Origin of the sequence: Albibacillus kandeliae (assembly GCF_003116585.1) — a bacterium.
Classification (GTDB): Bacteria; Pseudomonadota; Alphaproteobacteria; order Rhodobacterales; family Rhodobacteraceae; genus Albibacillus; species Albibacillus kandeliae.
This window is the reverse complement of sequence record NZ_QEHM01000007.1, coordinates 250,854-264,299: the sequence shown is the minus strand read 5'-3', so window position 1 is coordinate 264,299 and position 13,446 is coordinate 250,854. Positions and strand designations below refer to the sequence as shown.

Annotated in this window: 14 protein-coding genes; 5 read left to right on the top strand and 9 right to left on the bottom strand. The window is 64.2% G+C overall.

What is annotated here, in order from left to right; genetic code table 11:
• Window positions 1–705: a deoxyribose-phosphate aldolase gene (deoC, locus tag DDT93_RS17080; RefSeq protein ID WP_109467075.1), complete on the bottom strand. Its 705-nt coding sequence runs from the start codon at window positions 703–705 to the stop codon at window positions 1–3.
• 208 nt (window positions 706–913) lie between these two features.
• Between deoC and DDT93_RS17075 the strand changes: the two genes are divergently transcribed.
• The gene (locus DDT93_RS17075) at window positions 914–1,675 is read left to right on the top strand and encodes a GntR family transcriptional regulator (protein ID WP_198654884.1); all 762 of its coding nucleotides are present in this window, start codon (window positions 914–916) and stop codon (window positions 1,673–1,675) included.
• A gap of 188 nt (window positions 1,676–1,863) precedes the next feature.
• Window positions 1,864–2,664: an IclR family transcriptional regulator gene (locus DDT93_RS17070; protein WP_109467073.1), complete on the top strand. Its 801-nt coding sequence runs from the start codon at window positions 1,864–1,866 to the stop codon at window positions 2,662–2,664.
• On the opposite strand, the gene DDT93_RS17065 is transcribed toward DDT93_RS17070, so the two are convergent.
• From DDT93_RS17065 to DDT93_RS17055, 3 genes are read right to left on the bottom strand one after another with little or no spacing between them, the layout of a single operon-like run.
• Complete coding sequence (locus DDT93_RS17065; protein WP_109467072.1) at window positions 2,618–3,541, bottom strand: DMT family transporter; 924 nt, start codon at window positions 3,539–3,541, stop codon at window positions 2,618–2,620. The genes DDT93_RS17070 and DDT93_RS17065 overlap by 47 nt on opposite strands.
• Entirely contained in the window at window positions 3,538–5,244 is a 1,707-nt protein-coding gene (locus DDT93_RS17060) for an FAD-dependent oxidoreductase (protein ID WP_109467071.1), read from the bottom strand. Before DDT93_RS17060 ends, DDT93_RS17065 begins: the two co-directional genes overlap by 4 nt.
• 25 nt (window positions 5,245–5,269) lie before the next feature.
• A complete protein-coding gene (locus DDT93_RS17055) occupies window positions 5,270–6,022 on the bottom strand; it encodes an SDR family NAD(P)-dependent oxidoreductase (protein ID WP_109467070.1) in 753 nt (250 codons plus the stop codon).
• Window positions 6,023–6,185: 163 nt separating this feature from the next.
• Here DDT93_RS17055 and DDT93_RS17050 point away from each other — a divergent pair, with 163 nt between their 5' ends.
• The 3 genes from DDT93_RS17050 (at window position 6,186) to DDT93_RS17040 (ending at window position 9,184) form a co-directional block, all read left to right on the top strand.
• A complete protein-coding gene (locus DDT93_RS17050; RefSeq protein ID WP_109467069.1) occupies window positions 6,186–7,214 on the top strand; it encodes a TRAP transporter substrate-binding protein in 1,029 nt (342 codons plus the stop codon).
• A 66-nt stretch (window positions 7,215–7,280) separates the two neighbouring features.
• Window positions 7,281–7,850 (top strand): TRAP transporter small permease subunit, encoded by a 570-nt coding sequence (locus tag DDT93_RS17045; RefSeq protein WP_109467068.1) that lies wholly within the window; start codon window positions 7,281–7,283, stop codon window positions 7,848–7,850.
• Window positions 7,847–9,184, top strand: coding sequence for a TRAP transporter large permease (locus tag DDT93_RS17040; protein ID WP_109467067.1), 1,338 nt, complete (start codon window positions 7,847–7,849; stop codon window positions 9,182–9,184). Before DDT93_RS17045 ends, DDT93_RS17040 begins: the two co-directional genes overlap by 4 nt.
• 188 nt (window positions 9,185–9,372) lie before the next feature.
• Here DDT93_RS17040 and DDT93_RS17035 read toward each other — a convergent pair whose 3' ends face one another.
• The 5 genes from DDT93_RS17035 to DDT93_RS17015 form a co-directional block, all read right to left on the bottom strand.
• The gene (locus DDT93_RS17035; protein WP_109467066.1) at window positions 9,373–10,290 is read right to left on the bottom strand and encodes an aminotransferase class IV; all 918 of its coding nucleotides are present in this window, start codon (window positions 10,288–10,290) and stop codon (window positions 9,373–9,375) included.
• A gap of 26 nt (window positions 10,291–10,316) precedes the next feature.
• On the bottom strand, window positions 10,317–11,153 hold the full coding sequence (locus DDT93_RS17030; protein ID WP_109467221.1) for an amino acid ABC transporter ATP-binding protein: 837 nt from the start codon (window positions 11,151–11,153) through the stop codon (window positions 10,317–10,319).
• Between the two features lie 8 nt (window positions 11,154–11,161).
• Window positions 11,162–11,827, bottom strand: a complete 666-nt coding sequence (locus tag DDT93_RS17025; RefSeq protein WP_109467065.1) for an amino acid ABC transporter permease — start codon at window positions 11,825–11,827, stop codon at window positions 11,162–11,164.
• A gap of 3 nt (window positions 11,828–11,830) precedes the next feature.
• Complete coding sequence (locus DDT93_RS17020; protein ID WP_109467064.1) at window positions 11,831–12,496, bottom strand: amino acid ABC transporter permease; 666 nt, start codon at window positions 12,494–12,496, stop codon at window positions 11,831–11,833.
• Window positions 12,497–12,584: 88 nt separating this feature from the next.
• Window positions 12,585–13,415, bottom strand: coding sequence for a transporter substrate-binding domain-containing protein (locus DDT93_RS17015; RefSeq protein ID WP_109467063.1), 831 nt, complete (start codon window positions 13,413–13,415; stop codon window positions 12,585–12,587).
• Window positions 13,416–13,446 lie beyond the last annotated feature (31 nt).

The window sequence follows — 13,446 nt, the reverse complement described above, 5'->3', positions numbered from 1 at the left end:
TCAGTAGCTTTCGGTCAGCGCATCTGCGGTGTTGTTGAGGATTTCGATTCCCGCGCTGGTGCCCACGCAAGCGGCGCCAGCTTCGAGGAGGGCGATCGTCTGCTCGTAGCGGGTGATCGAACCGGATGCCTTCACGAGGACACCATCGGGCGCGCGGGCTGCAAGAAAGCGGATGTTCTCGGGGCTCGCAGTTTCGATCTGGCCGCTGCTGGCGTTCTTGAGATAGGCGGCGCCGGCCTCGATACTGAGTTCCACGGCAATCTCGCGCTCTTCGGGGGTGAGCAGGGGAAGCTCCAGCATCACCTTGATCGGGACGCCAGAAGCGCGGACAACGCCTGCGATGTCTTCGCGGAAGAGGTCATGGTCGCCTGATTTCAGCCAGCCGACCTGAACGCCGATGTCGATCTGGGTGGCGCCGAGACGGACCAGTTCTGCCGCCTCGGCGGCCTTGCCTGCACTGGTCATGACTCCGACGGTCGGAAAATCCAGCGCGGAGGCGACGGGTACACCCGTCCCCGCAAGAACATCGGCAACCGTCCTGACCCAGGACCCGGGAACCATCGCGGCACCAAAGCCGAAGCGGGCGGCTTCCTCGGCGTGAGCGATCATGTCGGCGCGGGTCAGCCCGACCGAAATCTTGGTGTGCTGGATAAAAGGCGCAAGTTCCGCTGGTGACAGGGAACGATAGTCCGTGGTGCTGGTCATGGGTCTTACTTTCGGCTGGAAGGGCGCAGTGCCGGGGCGGCAGGGCGACTTGTCCGCACTGCAATTATGTATATGAACATCTATGGACATATTGGATCCGCACCAAAGCCGTCAACATCGGTTTTCGCGCTCGCGCCGGGCGCTTGCCGCTCGTATGGTTCCGGGGCGCCGACGGGATCGGGGCAAGACGCAGGGCAGGGAGGTACGGTTGAGCGACGGGGCGAAAGACGGGTTTGAAAACCTGCTGCGCGATGCGCCCGCATCGCTGCACAGCCAGATCTCCGAGGCCTTCCGGGCACGGATTGCATCGGGGGAATGGCCCGCGCATTACCGGCTCAAGACCGAGCCGGAGCTGGCGGTGGAACTTGGTGTCAGCCGCGGAACACTTCGGCGCGCGCTGACGACCTTGCTGGACGAGGGCCTACTGAGACGGGTACGGGGGCGCGGAACCTACGTCGCCTCGGCGATCATCGAGCCAGCCATTGCGCAGCGGCTCAGTACCCTGACCGAGGACTTCGTGCGGGACGGGATCCCGACCGAGGCCATCGTTCTCGACTGTACTCTCACCGTGCCGCCAAAGCCGGTGGCGGCCTTGCTGGACCTGCCGCAGGAGCAGTCGGCGCTGTTTCTTGCGCGGTTTCGCAGGACCGAAGCGGGGCCCGTCGCGCTGATGGAAAACTACGTGCGGGCGGACCTAACGCCGGGGATCGAGGCAATCGACTTTTCCGCCAACAGCCTTTTCGGAACACTGGAAGATCGCTATCGGCTGAAGATCAGCTCCGCCCGCCGGACCTTTTCGGCGGAAGCCGCCAATGAACGCGTCAGCGCCGCGCTGGAGATGCAACCAGGCGCGCCGGTGCAATACCTCCAGCAGATCACCTACCTCGCCGACGGGCGGCCGGTCGAATACTCCGACGTCTGGATCAACAGCAACCGGCTGCGAGTGACGTCCATACTTTCAAGACGTTAGCGGGTTCCGTGAGGGGAACCTGGGCCGTACCTCCGGAACAGGGTTCTCTGCGGGACGCGGGACGTGGGTTGGCCTGCAGGGGGACACCTGGGTTGCAGGCCAAACGAGGAGATAAGGGCAGGGGGCCCTTTCAGCCGCTCGACTTTTCCCCCCGCCTGACAGTACCTTCGGGCGAGATAAGGATTGCCATGAACGACCAGTCTTCCAAAGTGTCCAAATCCCGGGGCGTGCAGACCATCGAGACCGGTGGCCGCATCCTGACGGCCCTGTCGCTGGCTAAGAATCCGCTGCAACTGCGCGATCTTGCCGAGCAGGTGGGTATCTCGGCGGCGCAGCTTCATCCCTACCTCGTTTCCTTCCGAGAGATGGCGATGGTCGAACAGACCGAGCGGGGCCGCTACCAGTTGGGCCCCTTCGCGCTGCACCTCGGTCTGTCGCGGTTGCGCAACCAGAATGCCTATCGCGAGACCATCGCGCGGGTCGGTGCGCTGTCCGATGAACTGGGGTTGATGGTCACGATATCGGTCTGGGGGATGCATGGGCCGACGATCACCTATGTGCAGGAGTTCGACGGGCGCATCCATGCCAACGTGCAGGTCGGCGGCAACTACAACATGACGGTCACCGCGACAGGTGCGGTCTTCGGGGCCTTCCTGCCAAAGTCCATCACCCGGCCCATTGTCGAGAAAGAGCTCTCGGACTCGGAATTCCAGCGCCGGGCCTTCTTCAAGGTCGATCAGGCTGTCTATGACGCGGCGGCGGCGCGGGCCAAGGAAGACGGCTATGCCATCACCCGCGACATGCCTATCCCCGGCGTCTCGGCCGTTGCCGCGCCGGTGTTCGACCACACCGGCCAGATGCAGCTGGCGGTGACGGTGATCGGCCCCACCGGCTACATCGATCTTGAAAAGGCCGGCGAGCCGGTGCGGCGCTTGCTCGAATTCACCGGCGATCTCTCGCGGGATCTGGGGGCAGGGGCCGCCGCCTGAGGCGGTTGCCCAGCAGATCGAGCGAGACAAAGAGCCCCGTGGTTGCCGTGGCGAGGCCGATGATCTGCAACTGGTTCGGGGCCTGCCCGGTCATCGGGATGGAGCAGAGCACGGCCATCGGCGGCACGAGCGCGGGAAAGATCGCGGCCGACCCGCTGCCGAGGTGCGCGATGGCCGCCGTGAAGAAGACGACCGCCAGCGCGCCGCCCAATGCCCCCTGGTAGACAATCTGCTGCGCCCAGACCGACGCGGGAAGCGATGGGATGTCGAACAGCGCGAGATAGAGCGGCAGGTAGACGAGGGTCGAGACGATGGCGATCATCCCGGTCGTTCGGATAGCCTCGAGCCGCCAGTAGGACATCAGCCAGGTAAAGACTCCGAACAGCGTTCCGGAGAGCACGAAACAGAGGTCGCCCGCCCATGTTCCCACGTCAGGGTTCAGCGCGCTGTCCTGGTCGGAGGCAATGAAGACGAGGCCGAGCACGAGCAGTCCCATGCCGATCTTGCGGTTCAGCGGGACAGGGTTGCCGCCGACATAGCGGGCGAGGGCGCTCGCCACCAGCATGGTGACGCCGGGGCTGATCACCACGGCGTGGCTGAGCGGTGCCAGCGAGTAGCCGGTGTTGATGACCCATGCGAAGGGTGGGCCCGCAACGACGAAGAGCAGCGCCACGCGAAAGGGCGTGGTTCCGGCAAAGGGATTCACCCGTATCAGAAGGAGAAGGGGCAGCATCACGGCTGCCCCTCCCACATAGCGCAGCAGGGTGAGTTCGGCATTGCCAAGTCCCTGCTGGTGGCCGATGGCAACGCCGACGTTGTAGATCGCCCAAGCCAGCGATGCAGCCAGCCCAAAGGCGATCCCGCCGCTGCGCGTCACGCATTCCCCCCGGCCATGTGGCGCGCGGCGATGTAGCCGAACGTCAGCGCGGGGCCGAGGGTGATGCCACCGCCCGGATAGTTGCCGCCCATGATGCTGGCCGCGTCATTGCCTGCCGCGTAGAGCCCCGCGATGGGCTTGCGCGCCTCGTCCAACACCTGCGCGTACTCGTTGGTGCGCAGCCCGGCAAAGGTGCCAAGATCGCCCATCACCAGTTTGACCGCGTAGAACGGACCCTTCTCGATGGGGGCAACGCAGGGGTTCGGCTTGTGCTCGGGGTCGCCGAGCGAGCGGTTGTAGGAGGTTGAGCCCCTGTGGAACTCCGGGTCCTCGCCGCGCCGGGCTGGGCCGTTGAAGGCTTCGACGGTTTTCTCGAACTGCTCCGGGTCGGCGCCGATCTCTGCCGCCAGTTCCTTCAGGGTGTCCCCCTTGAACAGGTAACCGGTGGTGATGTGCTGCTTGTAGGGCACCGGGTAGGGTTTGACGAAGCCCAGCCCGTATTTCCTGAGCGTGCGGTGGTCGGCGATGAAGAAGGCACAGACCTCGCCGCCTTCCTCCGTGCAGCGCTTGACCATCGACTGGCCGAAGTCGTGATAGCTGTCCGCCTCGTTGCAGAAGCGGCGGCCCGAGCGGGTGACCGCGATCACCCCCGGCTTGGAGCGGTCGACAAAGTGCGGGAAGGTTCCGAGCGTGCCGTCCTTGCGCACCGGGCGCGAGATGGGGACCCAGGCCGCCGCGTTGGGCAGGTCCTCGTCCACCGAGGCGCCGACAGATTCGCCAAGCCGCAGGCCGTCGCCGGTGTTGCCCGGAGGGGCGGGCGAGGCGTGTTCGTTGCCGCTCGGCGCATGACCGAACAGCCGCATCCGCCGCGCGACGTCCTGCGGGAAACCGCCCGCGGCCATCACGACGCCCTTGGCCACGCGCACTTCGACCGTGCCTTTCGCGGTTTCGACCCGGGCACCGATGACGCGGCCAGCCTCGTCACGGATCAGGTCCTTGACGGCGGAACGGGTCCAGATCGGCACGCCCTTGTCAAAGCACGACTTGGCAAGCCGAGCGGCCAGCGCGTTGCCGTTCATCAGGCGCATTGGGCGACCGTGGAACGCCATGTCGCGCAAGAACTTGAGGAACAGCTTGGCGACGTAGAAGGCCGAGACCGGGGACTTGGTGACGTTGAAGAAGTGCAGCAGTTCCTTGCCGGTCCCGATCATCATGCCGAGGAAGGTGATCTCGGAGAGCGGGGGGCGCAGACGCCTGATCTGGTCGCCGAGTTCGCGCCCGTCGAAGGGGCGCGCCACGATGGAACGGCCTCCGTCGATCCCGCCCGGATCGTTCGGGTGGTAGTCGGCAAAGGTCGGGCCGAGGTCGAATTGCAGCGAGGTTTCATTCTCGAAGAAGTCGACCGCCTTGGGGCCGGCTTCCAGAAAGGCATCGACGCGGGCCGGGTCGAAGTGATCGCCAGCCTCGTTCTGCATGTAGATACGGGCCTTTTCGACGCTGTCCTCGACCCCGGCACGCTTGGCAGGGGCGTTGTTGGGGATCCACATCCAGCCGCCCGAACGTGCGGTGGTGCCGCCAAAGACAGGTTCCTTTTCAACGACGAGCACTTTCAGCCCGCGATGAGCCGCGCTGACCGCGCTGGAGAGACCGCCTGCGCCGGAGCCGACGACAAGGACGTCGCAATCGTAAGTCTGGGGTTTCATCTTTTCTCCTCCAGTCAGTATTTCGTCATGCGGTCAGGTAGCCGCCGTCGACCGGCAGCAGGGCTCCGGTGACGTAGCTCGCCGCCTTGGACGCTAGAAAGACGACCGGGCCGACGAGCTCTTCGGGCTGTCCGACCCGGCGCATGGGCGTGTGGGCCATGAACCGGCCGATCGCCTCGGGGGTCTGGCGCGTGATCTCGGTCATCGGGGTCTCGATCACGCCGGGCAGGATCGCGTTCACGCGGACGCCGTGCGGCGCCATGTCCTGCGCTAGCGCCTTGGTGAACTGCGCCACCGCGCCCTTGCTGGCGGCATAGGCCGTCAGGCCGGGGCCCGCGACGAGCGACATGATCGAGGCGAGGTTCACCACGCAGCCGGAGGTGGTCTTGAGATCGGGCAGGAAGGCGCGAACCATGTTCCGGGGGCCGGTCACGTTCACCGCAAATGTCGCGTCCCAGTCTGATTCGTAATTTGTGCCTTCGATCTCCGTGCGCCGGATCACGCCCGCGTTGTTCACCAGGATCGACGCCGGTCCAAAGCGCGCGTGCACCGTGTTACGGAAGGCGCGTGCGCCGTTTTCATCGGTCACGTCCAGCTGCGCCGCGATGGCCTCTCCGCCCGCTTCGGCGATGGTTTCCCGAACCTTTGCAACGGTTTCGCCGTTGATGTCGGCAAGTGCCACGCGGGCTCCGGCCTGGGCGAGACCCAGTGCGATAGCGGCCCCGTTCCCCTGTCCCGCGCCGGTGACGACAGCGACCTCCCCTTGAAGAACATGCATCTCATTTTCACTTTCACGTATTGCAAACGCGTTTGCATATATCTAATAATTGATGCATCGCCAAGGCATATTCAGTTCGGACCAGAGAGGATGGTGAACTGGAACTCGGGTGTCTGGCGTGCGAAACGCTTCAGCGGGGCCGCGCCCCGCAGTGGGAGGAAATATGAATAGATTTGTTGCGATGGCCGTTGCGGCCACGGTTGCGTTCGGCCATTCGGCGGCGGCGGACAGCTACGACCTGCAGAGTGTCTTTGGCCTGAACGTTCCCTCGATCGGGCCGAGCCCGGTGAACTGGGCCGACAAGGTGCGCACCATGACCGATGGCGAGGTGGACATCACCGTGCACGGTTCCGGCGACTTCGTGCCGCCGTTCGAGGTGTTCGGCGCGGTCAGCTCGGGCGCTATCCCGATGGGCTTTGACTGGATCGGTTACTGGGCGGGGCAAATCCCGGTCGCGAACCTTGTCGGCTCTATGCCGTTCGGCCCGTCGCCGGACATCGCGCTCAGCTGGATGTTCAACGGGGGCGGCCTCGCGATCATCCAGAAGGCCTATGACCCGCACAACGTGAAGATCATTCCCTGCCACCTCGTCGTGCCGGAAGCGGGCGGCTGGTTCAACAAGCAGATCAACACCGTCGACGACCTGAAAGGTCTGAACATGCGGATCGCCGGTCTGGGCGGGCAGGCGCTGGCCAAGCTCGGCGCCAACACGCAACTGGTGCCCGCGGGCGAGATCTATGTCTCGCTGGAAACCGGCCGGATCGACGCCGCCGAGTTCTCCGCGCCGCAGCTCGACAAGAACTTCGGGTTCCAGGAGATCGCCAAGACCTATTACTTCCCGGGCTGGCACCAGCCGTCGAGCTGGGATTCCATCATCATCAACATGGATGTCTGGAACGGCATTTCCGAGCGTGACCAGAAAGTCATGATCGAGGCCTGCAAGGCGAACATCGTCGACAACATGGCCGACCAGCTGAACCAGCAGGTCACCGCCATCGAAGAGATCGAGGCCGCCGGGGTCGAGGTCAAGCGCTTCCCTGACGAGGTGCTGGCGGCGATGAAGGAAGCCTCGATGCAGGTGATGGAAGAGGAGGCCGCAAAGGACCCGATCTTCAAGGAAGCCTACGAGTCGCTGACAGCCTATGTCGCGCGCGTTGGCCGCTGGAGCGAGCTGCAGGCCCTGCCGCACTGATCCGTTCCTGTTAGACTGATCGAAGGGCCGTCGCGGCGGCCCTTCTTCAACATCGGGCAGCACCACATGGACCAATTCCTGAAACGGATGATCGACCTCTGCGTCCTTCCCGGACGACTGGTGGGATGGCTTCTATTGCCACTGATCCTCTTCGTCTGTCTCGCCGTCTTCGCGGGGCAGGCCGGGTGGAACAACTTTGTCACCTGGGAGGGGGACCGTTTCCTCCTTGGCTCAGGTCTCACCGTGAACACGATGATCGACCTCCAGTGGCATATCTTCGCTCTGCTGGTGCTCTTCGGTGGTGCCTATGCCTTCCGCGACAATGCCCACGTGTCGGTGGACTTCCTATCGGCGAGCTTCTCACCGCGGACGCGTGCCGTGATCCGGGTTCTGGGTGACCTGTTCTTCGTGCTGCCCTTCTGTGTCATCATCGTCTGGTTCGGGACCAAATTCGCGATGACAGCCTTCACGTCGGGCGAGGGGTCCAATTACGGCGGGCTGCAGGACCGCTGGCTGATCAAGGCCTGCGTGCCGTTCGGCTTCGGCCTGCTTGGCGTCGCCGCATGTGCCCGTGCCCTCCGAACGATCCTCGGCCTCGTGCGGGGCGAGCTTTCCAAAGACGAGACCCTCGAATGAACGACTTCATCTGGCCCATCGCCATGCTGCTTGGCCTGATGGCGGGCATCTTTGCCGGTTACCCGGTGGCCTTCGTGTTGGCAGGCGTGGGTATCATCTTTGCCTTTGCTGCCGACATCCCCGTGCTGTTCCTCTCCATCGGCGTGCAGCGGATCTTTTCCGGGGTCCTCACCAACTGGCTGCTGATCGCCATCCCGCTCTTCGTTTTCATGGGCCTGATGCTCGAACGATCAGGCGTGGCCGAGCGTTTGCTGCGCTCGCTCGCCACTCTGTTCCGCAGTCTGCCCGGGGGATATGCCTTCGCGGTGGCGCTGATCGGCGTGATCATGGCGGCCTCCACGGGCATCATCGGCGCGTCCGTTGTGCTGATGGGCATGATGGCGCTCCCGCCGATGCTGCAGAACGGCTACGACCCCAAGGTCTCGACCGGGCTGATCGCGGCAAGCGGGACGCTCGGCATCCTGATCCCGCCGAGCGTCATGCTGATCATCCTTGGCGACCAGCTGTCGATCTCCGTCGGCAGCCTGTTCATCGGCGCGGTCGGGCCGGGCCTGCTTCTTGCAGCGCTGTACCTCGGGTACCTGATCCTGATCGTCCTGCGCTCTCCCGAGCGGATGCCGCCGATTGCGCAGGAAGCGCCCTCGGGCCTTGGCGAGGTGGTGAGCCGGCTGGCCTTCGACCTCGTTTTGCCCATCGTCCTGATCCTCTCGGTGCTTGGCACCATCGTCGCGGGTGTCGCTACCCCGACCGAGTCCGCCGCCATCGGTGCCGCCGGTGCCATGCTGCTGGCTCTGCTCTCGCGGCGGCTGGACTGGCGCACGCTTGGGCAGGCGCTGTCCGACAGCACCCGCACTACCGCCATGATCGTCTTCGTGATGATCGGCGCGACCATTTTCAGCCTCGTCTTCCGCAAGCTCGGCGGCGACAAGATGATCGTCGACCTCTTCGCGCTGGAGGGGGCGAGCCCCTATGCGTCGCTCCTCCTGATCATGTTCGTGGTATTCCTGCTGGGCTTCTTCCTGGAGTGGGTCGAGATCACTCTGGTGGTTGTGCCCATCGTTGCGCCCGTCATCACAGGGCTCGATTTCGGGCTGCCAAAGGATGAGGTGCTGGCATGGTTCGCCATCGCGCTGGCGGTGAACCTGCAGACATCCTTCCTGACACCGCCTTTCGGCTATGCGCTGTTCTATCTCAGGGGGATCGCCAAGGACGTGCCGATCACCACGATCTACAAGGGCGTGATCCCCTTCGTGGTGCTGCAGCTTATTGCGCTTGGGCTAATCATCGTCTTTCCCGGCATCACGCTGTGGCTCCCGGAGTACCTGGGCCGATAACGGCACTTAGAGAGGCCCGCGTAGGTCGTGCGGGCTTTCTCGCGCAGACAATTAAGCCTTAACATAACTCTCATTATGCGCTTTGTGGTGGCTAACCTTCTGGCAGCTGAACCTGTCACTACGGCCTCACCGGGGAAGACCAACCTCCCCGGCAAATCCGTCACTCAAGCGATACCTGCTGACCGCGCTCAGGCGCAGCTGCTGCGGACCCAGTCCCAGTAGACTTTCGTGGCTTCGCGCGTCATCGGGCCGGGTTTGCCATCGCCGATAATGTGACCGTCGATCTTGGTCACCGGGGTGATCCCGCCGAGCGTTCCAGTCACGAAAGCCTCGTCGGCCGAATAGGTTTGCGCCAGCGTAAAGTCCTTCATCTGCGCCGTGCCGATCCGTTCGCCCCAGAGGTCGAACACATGACCCCGGGTGATCCCGTTGAACGAATAGAGCCCCGGCGAGGTCCAGAGTTCGCCCTTGCGCACAATGAAGAAGTTCGTCGAGTTGCAGCTTGCGACCATGCCGCGCTGGTCCAGCATCAGCGCCTCGTCCGCACCCGCCGCGATGGCCTGGATCAGCGCCTGGATCAGGTTGAGGCGGCTGTGCGAATTCAGGCGCAGGTCAAACACGTCCGGGGTCGAGCATCGGAAGGTCGAGGTGAAGAGCGTCAGGCCCTTCTCGGCGAAGGTCGCGCGCGGCTTCTTCAGTTCGGCCACAATCACCACCGTCGCCCCCGATGCCATGAAGCGCGGATCCTGGTTCGGCGTGGTCTTGCGCCCGCGCGTGATCATCAGCCGGATGTGGGTGTCATCGATGAACCCGTTCTTTGCGCAGGTGTCCAGAACCGCCTGCGCCACCTCCTCGCGGGTCATCCCGATGTCGAGCGAGATCGCCCGCGCGCCTTCGAACAGACGATCCATGTGCAGGTCGAGCGACAGGAGCTTGCCGTTCACCAGCCGCAACCCCTCCCAGATCCCGTCGCCCAGCACGAAGCCGGCGTCGAAGATGGAGACGGACGCCTTGTCGCGGTGAACGAACTCGCCATTCACGTAGACCAGGGCGTCGTCGTTGCGGGGATCGCCGTCATAGGCCTGGGCGCTGGAAGCGGAAGTCATGGGGTGCCTTTCTGTCGGACGTTGACTCAGAGTGAGAATTCGGAAGACCGCGCGATGAAGGCGCGCGTCTTGTCGCGTTGCGGATTGCGGAAGACCTCTTCGGCGGTGCCGGTCTCGTGCACGACACCATCGCTGAGGTAGATGACGTGGGTGGCGAAGCGATAGGCAAAGCCCAGCTCGTGCGTGACCAGCAACATGGTGCGCCCGTCCTCAGCCAGCGACAGGATGGTGCGCAGCACCTCCCCCACCAACTCGGGGTCGAGCGACGAAGTCGGTTCGTCGAACAACAGGACCTCGGGATCCATCGCCAAGGCGCGGGCAATGGCGACGCGCTGCTGCTGTCCGCCCGAGAGACGGCCGGGATAGACATCGAGCTTGTCGCCGAGGCCGACGCGGGCCAGTTCCTGCGCCGCCCGCTCGCGCGCTTCGGCCTTGGGCCTGCGCAGGACCGTCACCAGCCCCTCCATGACGTTCTCGACCGTGCTCATGTGGGGAAACAGGTTGAACTGCTGGAACACCATGCCGACGCGCTTGCGGACGGCCATCAGGTCGCGCTCGCGATAGGTGATGGTCTCGCTGCCGTCCTTCGCGACGCGCGCGTCACCGATCCGCTCTCCGTCGAGGATCACCTGCCCACCTGTCGGACGCTCCATGAAGTTGAGGCAGCGCAAAAGGGTGCTCTTGCCCGACCCCGATCCGCCGATGATGGCGATCCGGTCGCCGCGCTTCACGTCAAGGTCGATGCCCTTGAGGACATCAAGGCTCCCGAACGACTTGCGTAGGCCGACGCTGCGCAGGATCGGCGCTCCGGTGTCTGGCGTGGGTGTGTCGTTCATCGTCGTCTCTCCGGCTTTGTCTGTCATCTCGGTCCTCATGCCCGGCGCCGCATCCGGCGCTCCATCGCGGCCGAGGCCCATGTCATCGGGTAAATCATGACAAGGTAGACAAGGCCCACCGTCGTCAGGATCTCGAGCGGGCGGTAGAATGTCGAGGACAGCACCCGCCCCTGGTACATCAGTTCGTGCACGCTCAGCACCGAGGCGAGCGAGGTCACCTTGGCGACTTCCACCGCGCGGTTGGTAAAGGCGGGGAGCATCCGGCGGAACACCTGTGGCAGCACCACGCGCCGGAAGGTGGCCGCCCGGCTCATCCCGATGGCCATGGCGCCTTCCCACTGCCCCCGCTCGATCGACTGGATCCCCGAGCGGTAGATTTCGGCCGAAAAGGCGGCCGTGTTCAGGCTGATCCCCAGCACTGCCGCCACAAAGGGCGAGAGCTGGGCGCCGATCACGATGGGAAAGGCGTAAAAAAACCAGATCAGCTGAATCAGCGCCGGGATGTTGCGGAAAATCTCGACAAAGGCCCGCCCGACAAAGCGCAGCGGCGCTGCAGGCGAAACCCGCAGGAGGGCCACGAAGAAGCCGAGGATCAGGCCGACCGCAAGGCAGGCGATCGTGAGTTCAACGGTTACAATCACCCCGCGCCAGAGCACCGGCAGGATCTTGATGACCATCGAGAAATCGAACTGGTATCCCATGTCTCAGACCTCCTGAAGCCGGTCTTCGGCCAGCTTGGCCAGCGACGAGAGCAGGTAGAGCAGCAGGAAGTAGATCAGGGCCAGCAAGGTATAGGTCTCGAGCGGCCGGTAGGTGATCGAGGCGACCTGCATGCCTTGGTAGAGCAGTTCTCCATAGGCCAAGGTAGAGGCCAGCGACGAGGTTTTGATGATCTCGAACGAGCGTTCGACGAAGGGCGCGACCATCCGGCGGGCCGCCTGCGGCACGATGATCCGGCGCAGGGCCTCGGTATGCGACATCCCGAGCGCGGTCGCGCCTTCCCACTGTCCCTTGCCAATGGACTGGATGCCGCCGCGCAGGACCTCGGCGTAGAAGGCGCTCGACTGTGTCGCCAAGGCGATGATCGCGGCCTCCAGCGGTCCGAGGTTCACGTTGGCTACCACCGGCAGCGCATAGTAGACCCAGAAGAAGTGCACGATGCCCGGCGTGTTGCGGTAGAACTCCACGTAGATGGTGCCGATCACCCGCAGCGGCGTGTGGCGCGACATTCGCAGCGTCGCGACCAGCCCGCCCCCAAGGATCCCGAGGATGATCGCGAGAACCGAGATCGCGACCGTGCCCCACAACCCCTGCAACAGCATCGGCCAATAGGCCAGCACCGCTCCGAAGTCCCACTCATATTGCTGCATCGTGTCTCCTGCTTGTCTCGCGCCGCCCGGGGGCGACGCGATGTCTCAAGCGTCCGTCAGGCCGCATCGGGCCCGGCGGTCCAAGGCATCAGTTCCAGTTTTCCTTGACCAGCCCCGGCACCTTCGCCGGGTCGATGCCCTTGGTCTTGATGTAGGCCTCGAAGATCTCGGTGGTCTTGCCACTCTCGTAGGACTTGGTGATGAAGTCGTTCACCCAGTCCTTGAACGAAGGATCCGCCGCCTTGGGAAGGCCGACCGAGGTGGGAACAGCGTGGATCGGCTTGGGCAGCACGACGCTGCCGGTCCCGATGCGCGACACCTGTACGATCAGCGCCGGGTGGAACTGCGATACCGCGTCCACGCGGCGAGAGGCAAAGGCGGCCACGGCCTCGTCGTTCGAGGCAAAGCGCTCGATCTTGGCGTTCGGCAGGGTCTCGGTCAGCAGCCGGTCGACCGTGGTGCCCAGCGTCACACCGACGGTGGTGCCTTCGACGTTCAGGTCCTGCCAGTCGGAGATCTCCATGCCATCCTGGATCAGCGCACCCATGGCATAGTAGAACAGCGGGTGATCCGGGAAATCGATTGCCTTCTTCCGCTCGTCGGTGGCGTCGAGGACGAACATCAGGTCGATCTGTCCGGCCTGGATCGCGGCGACGGAATTCGCCCAGGTCGTTTCGACCGGCTCAAAGGTCACGCCCAGTTCTTCGGCCATCGCCTGCCCCATCTGAACGCCGACGCCGGTCCATTTCTCCGAGATCGGGTCCTTGTAGAACCACGGGTCCGCCGCCGCCATCCCGACCCGCAGCGTGCCGCGCTGGGTGACGGTTTCCAGAGCGGTCTGCGCAACCGCCGGGAGCGCGACGCCAAGGCTCAGAGCGGTGGCGGCTATCGTCTGCATCATTCTGCGTCGTGAGATCATGGGACTTTCCTGTTGGTTGATTGCTTGATTC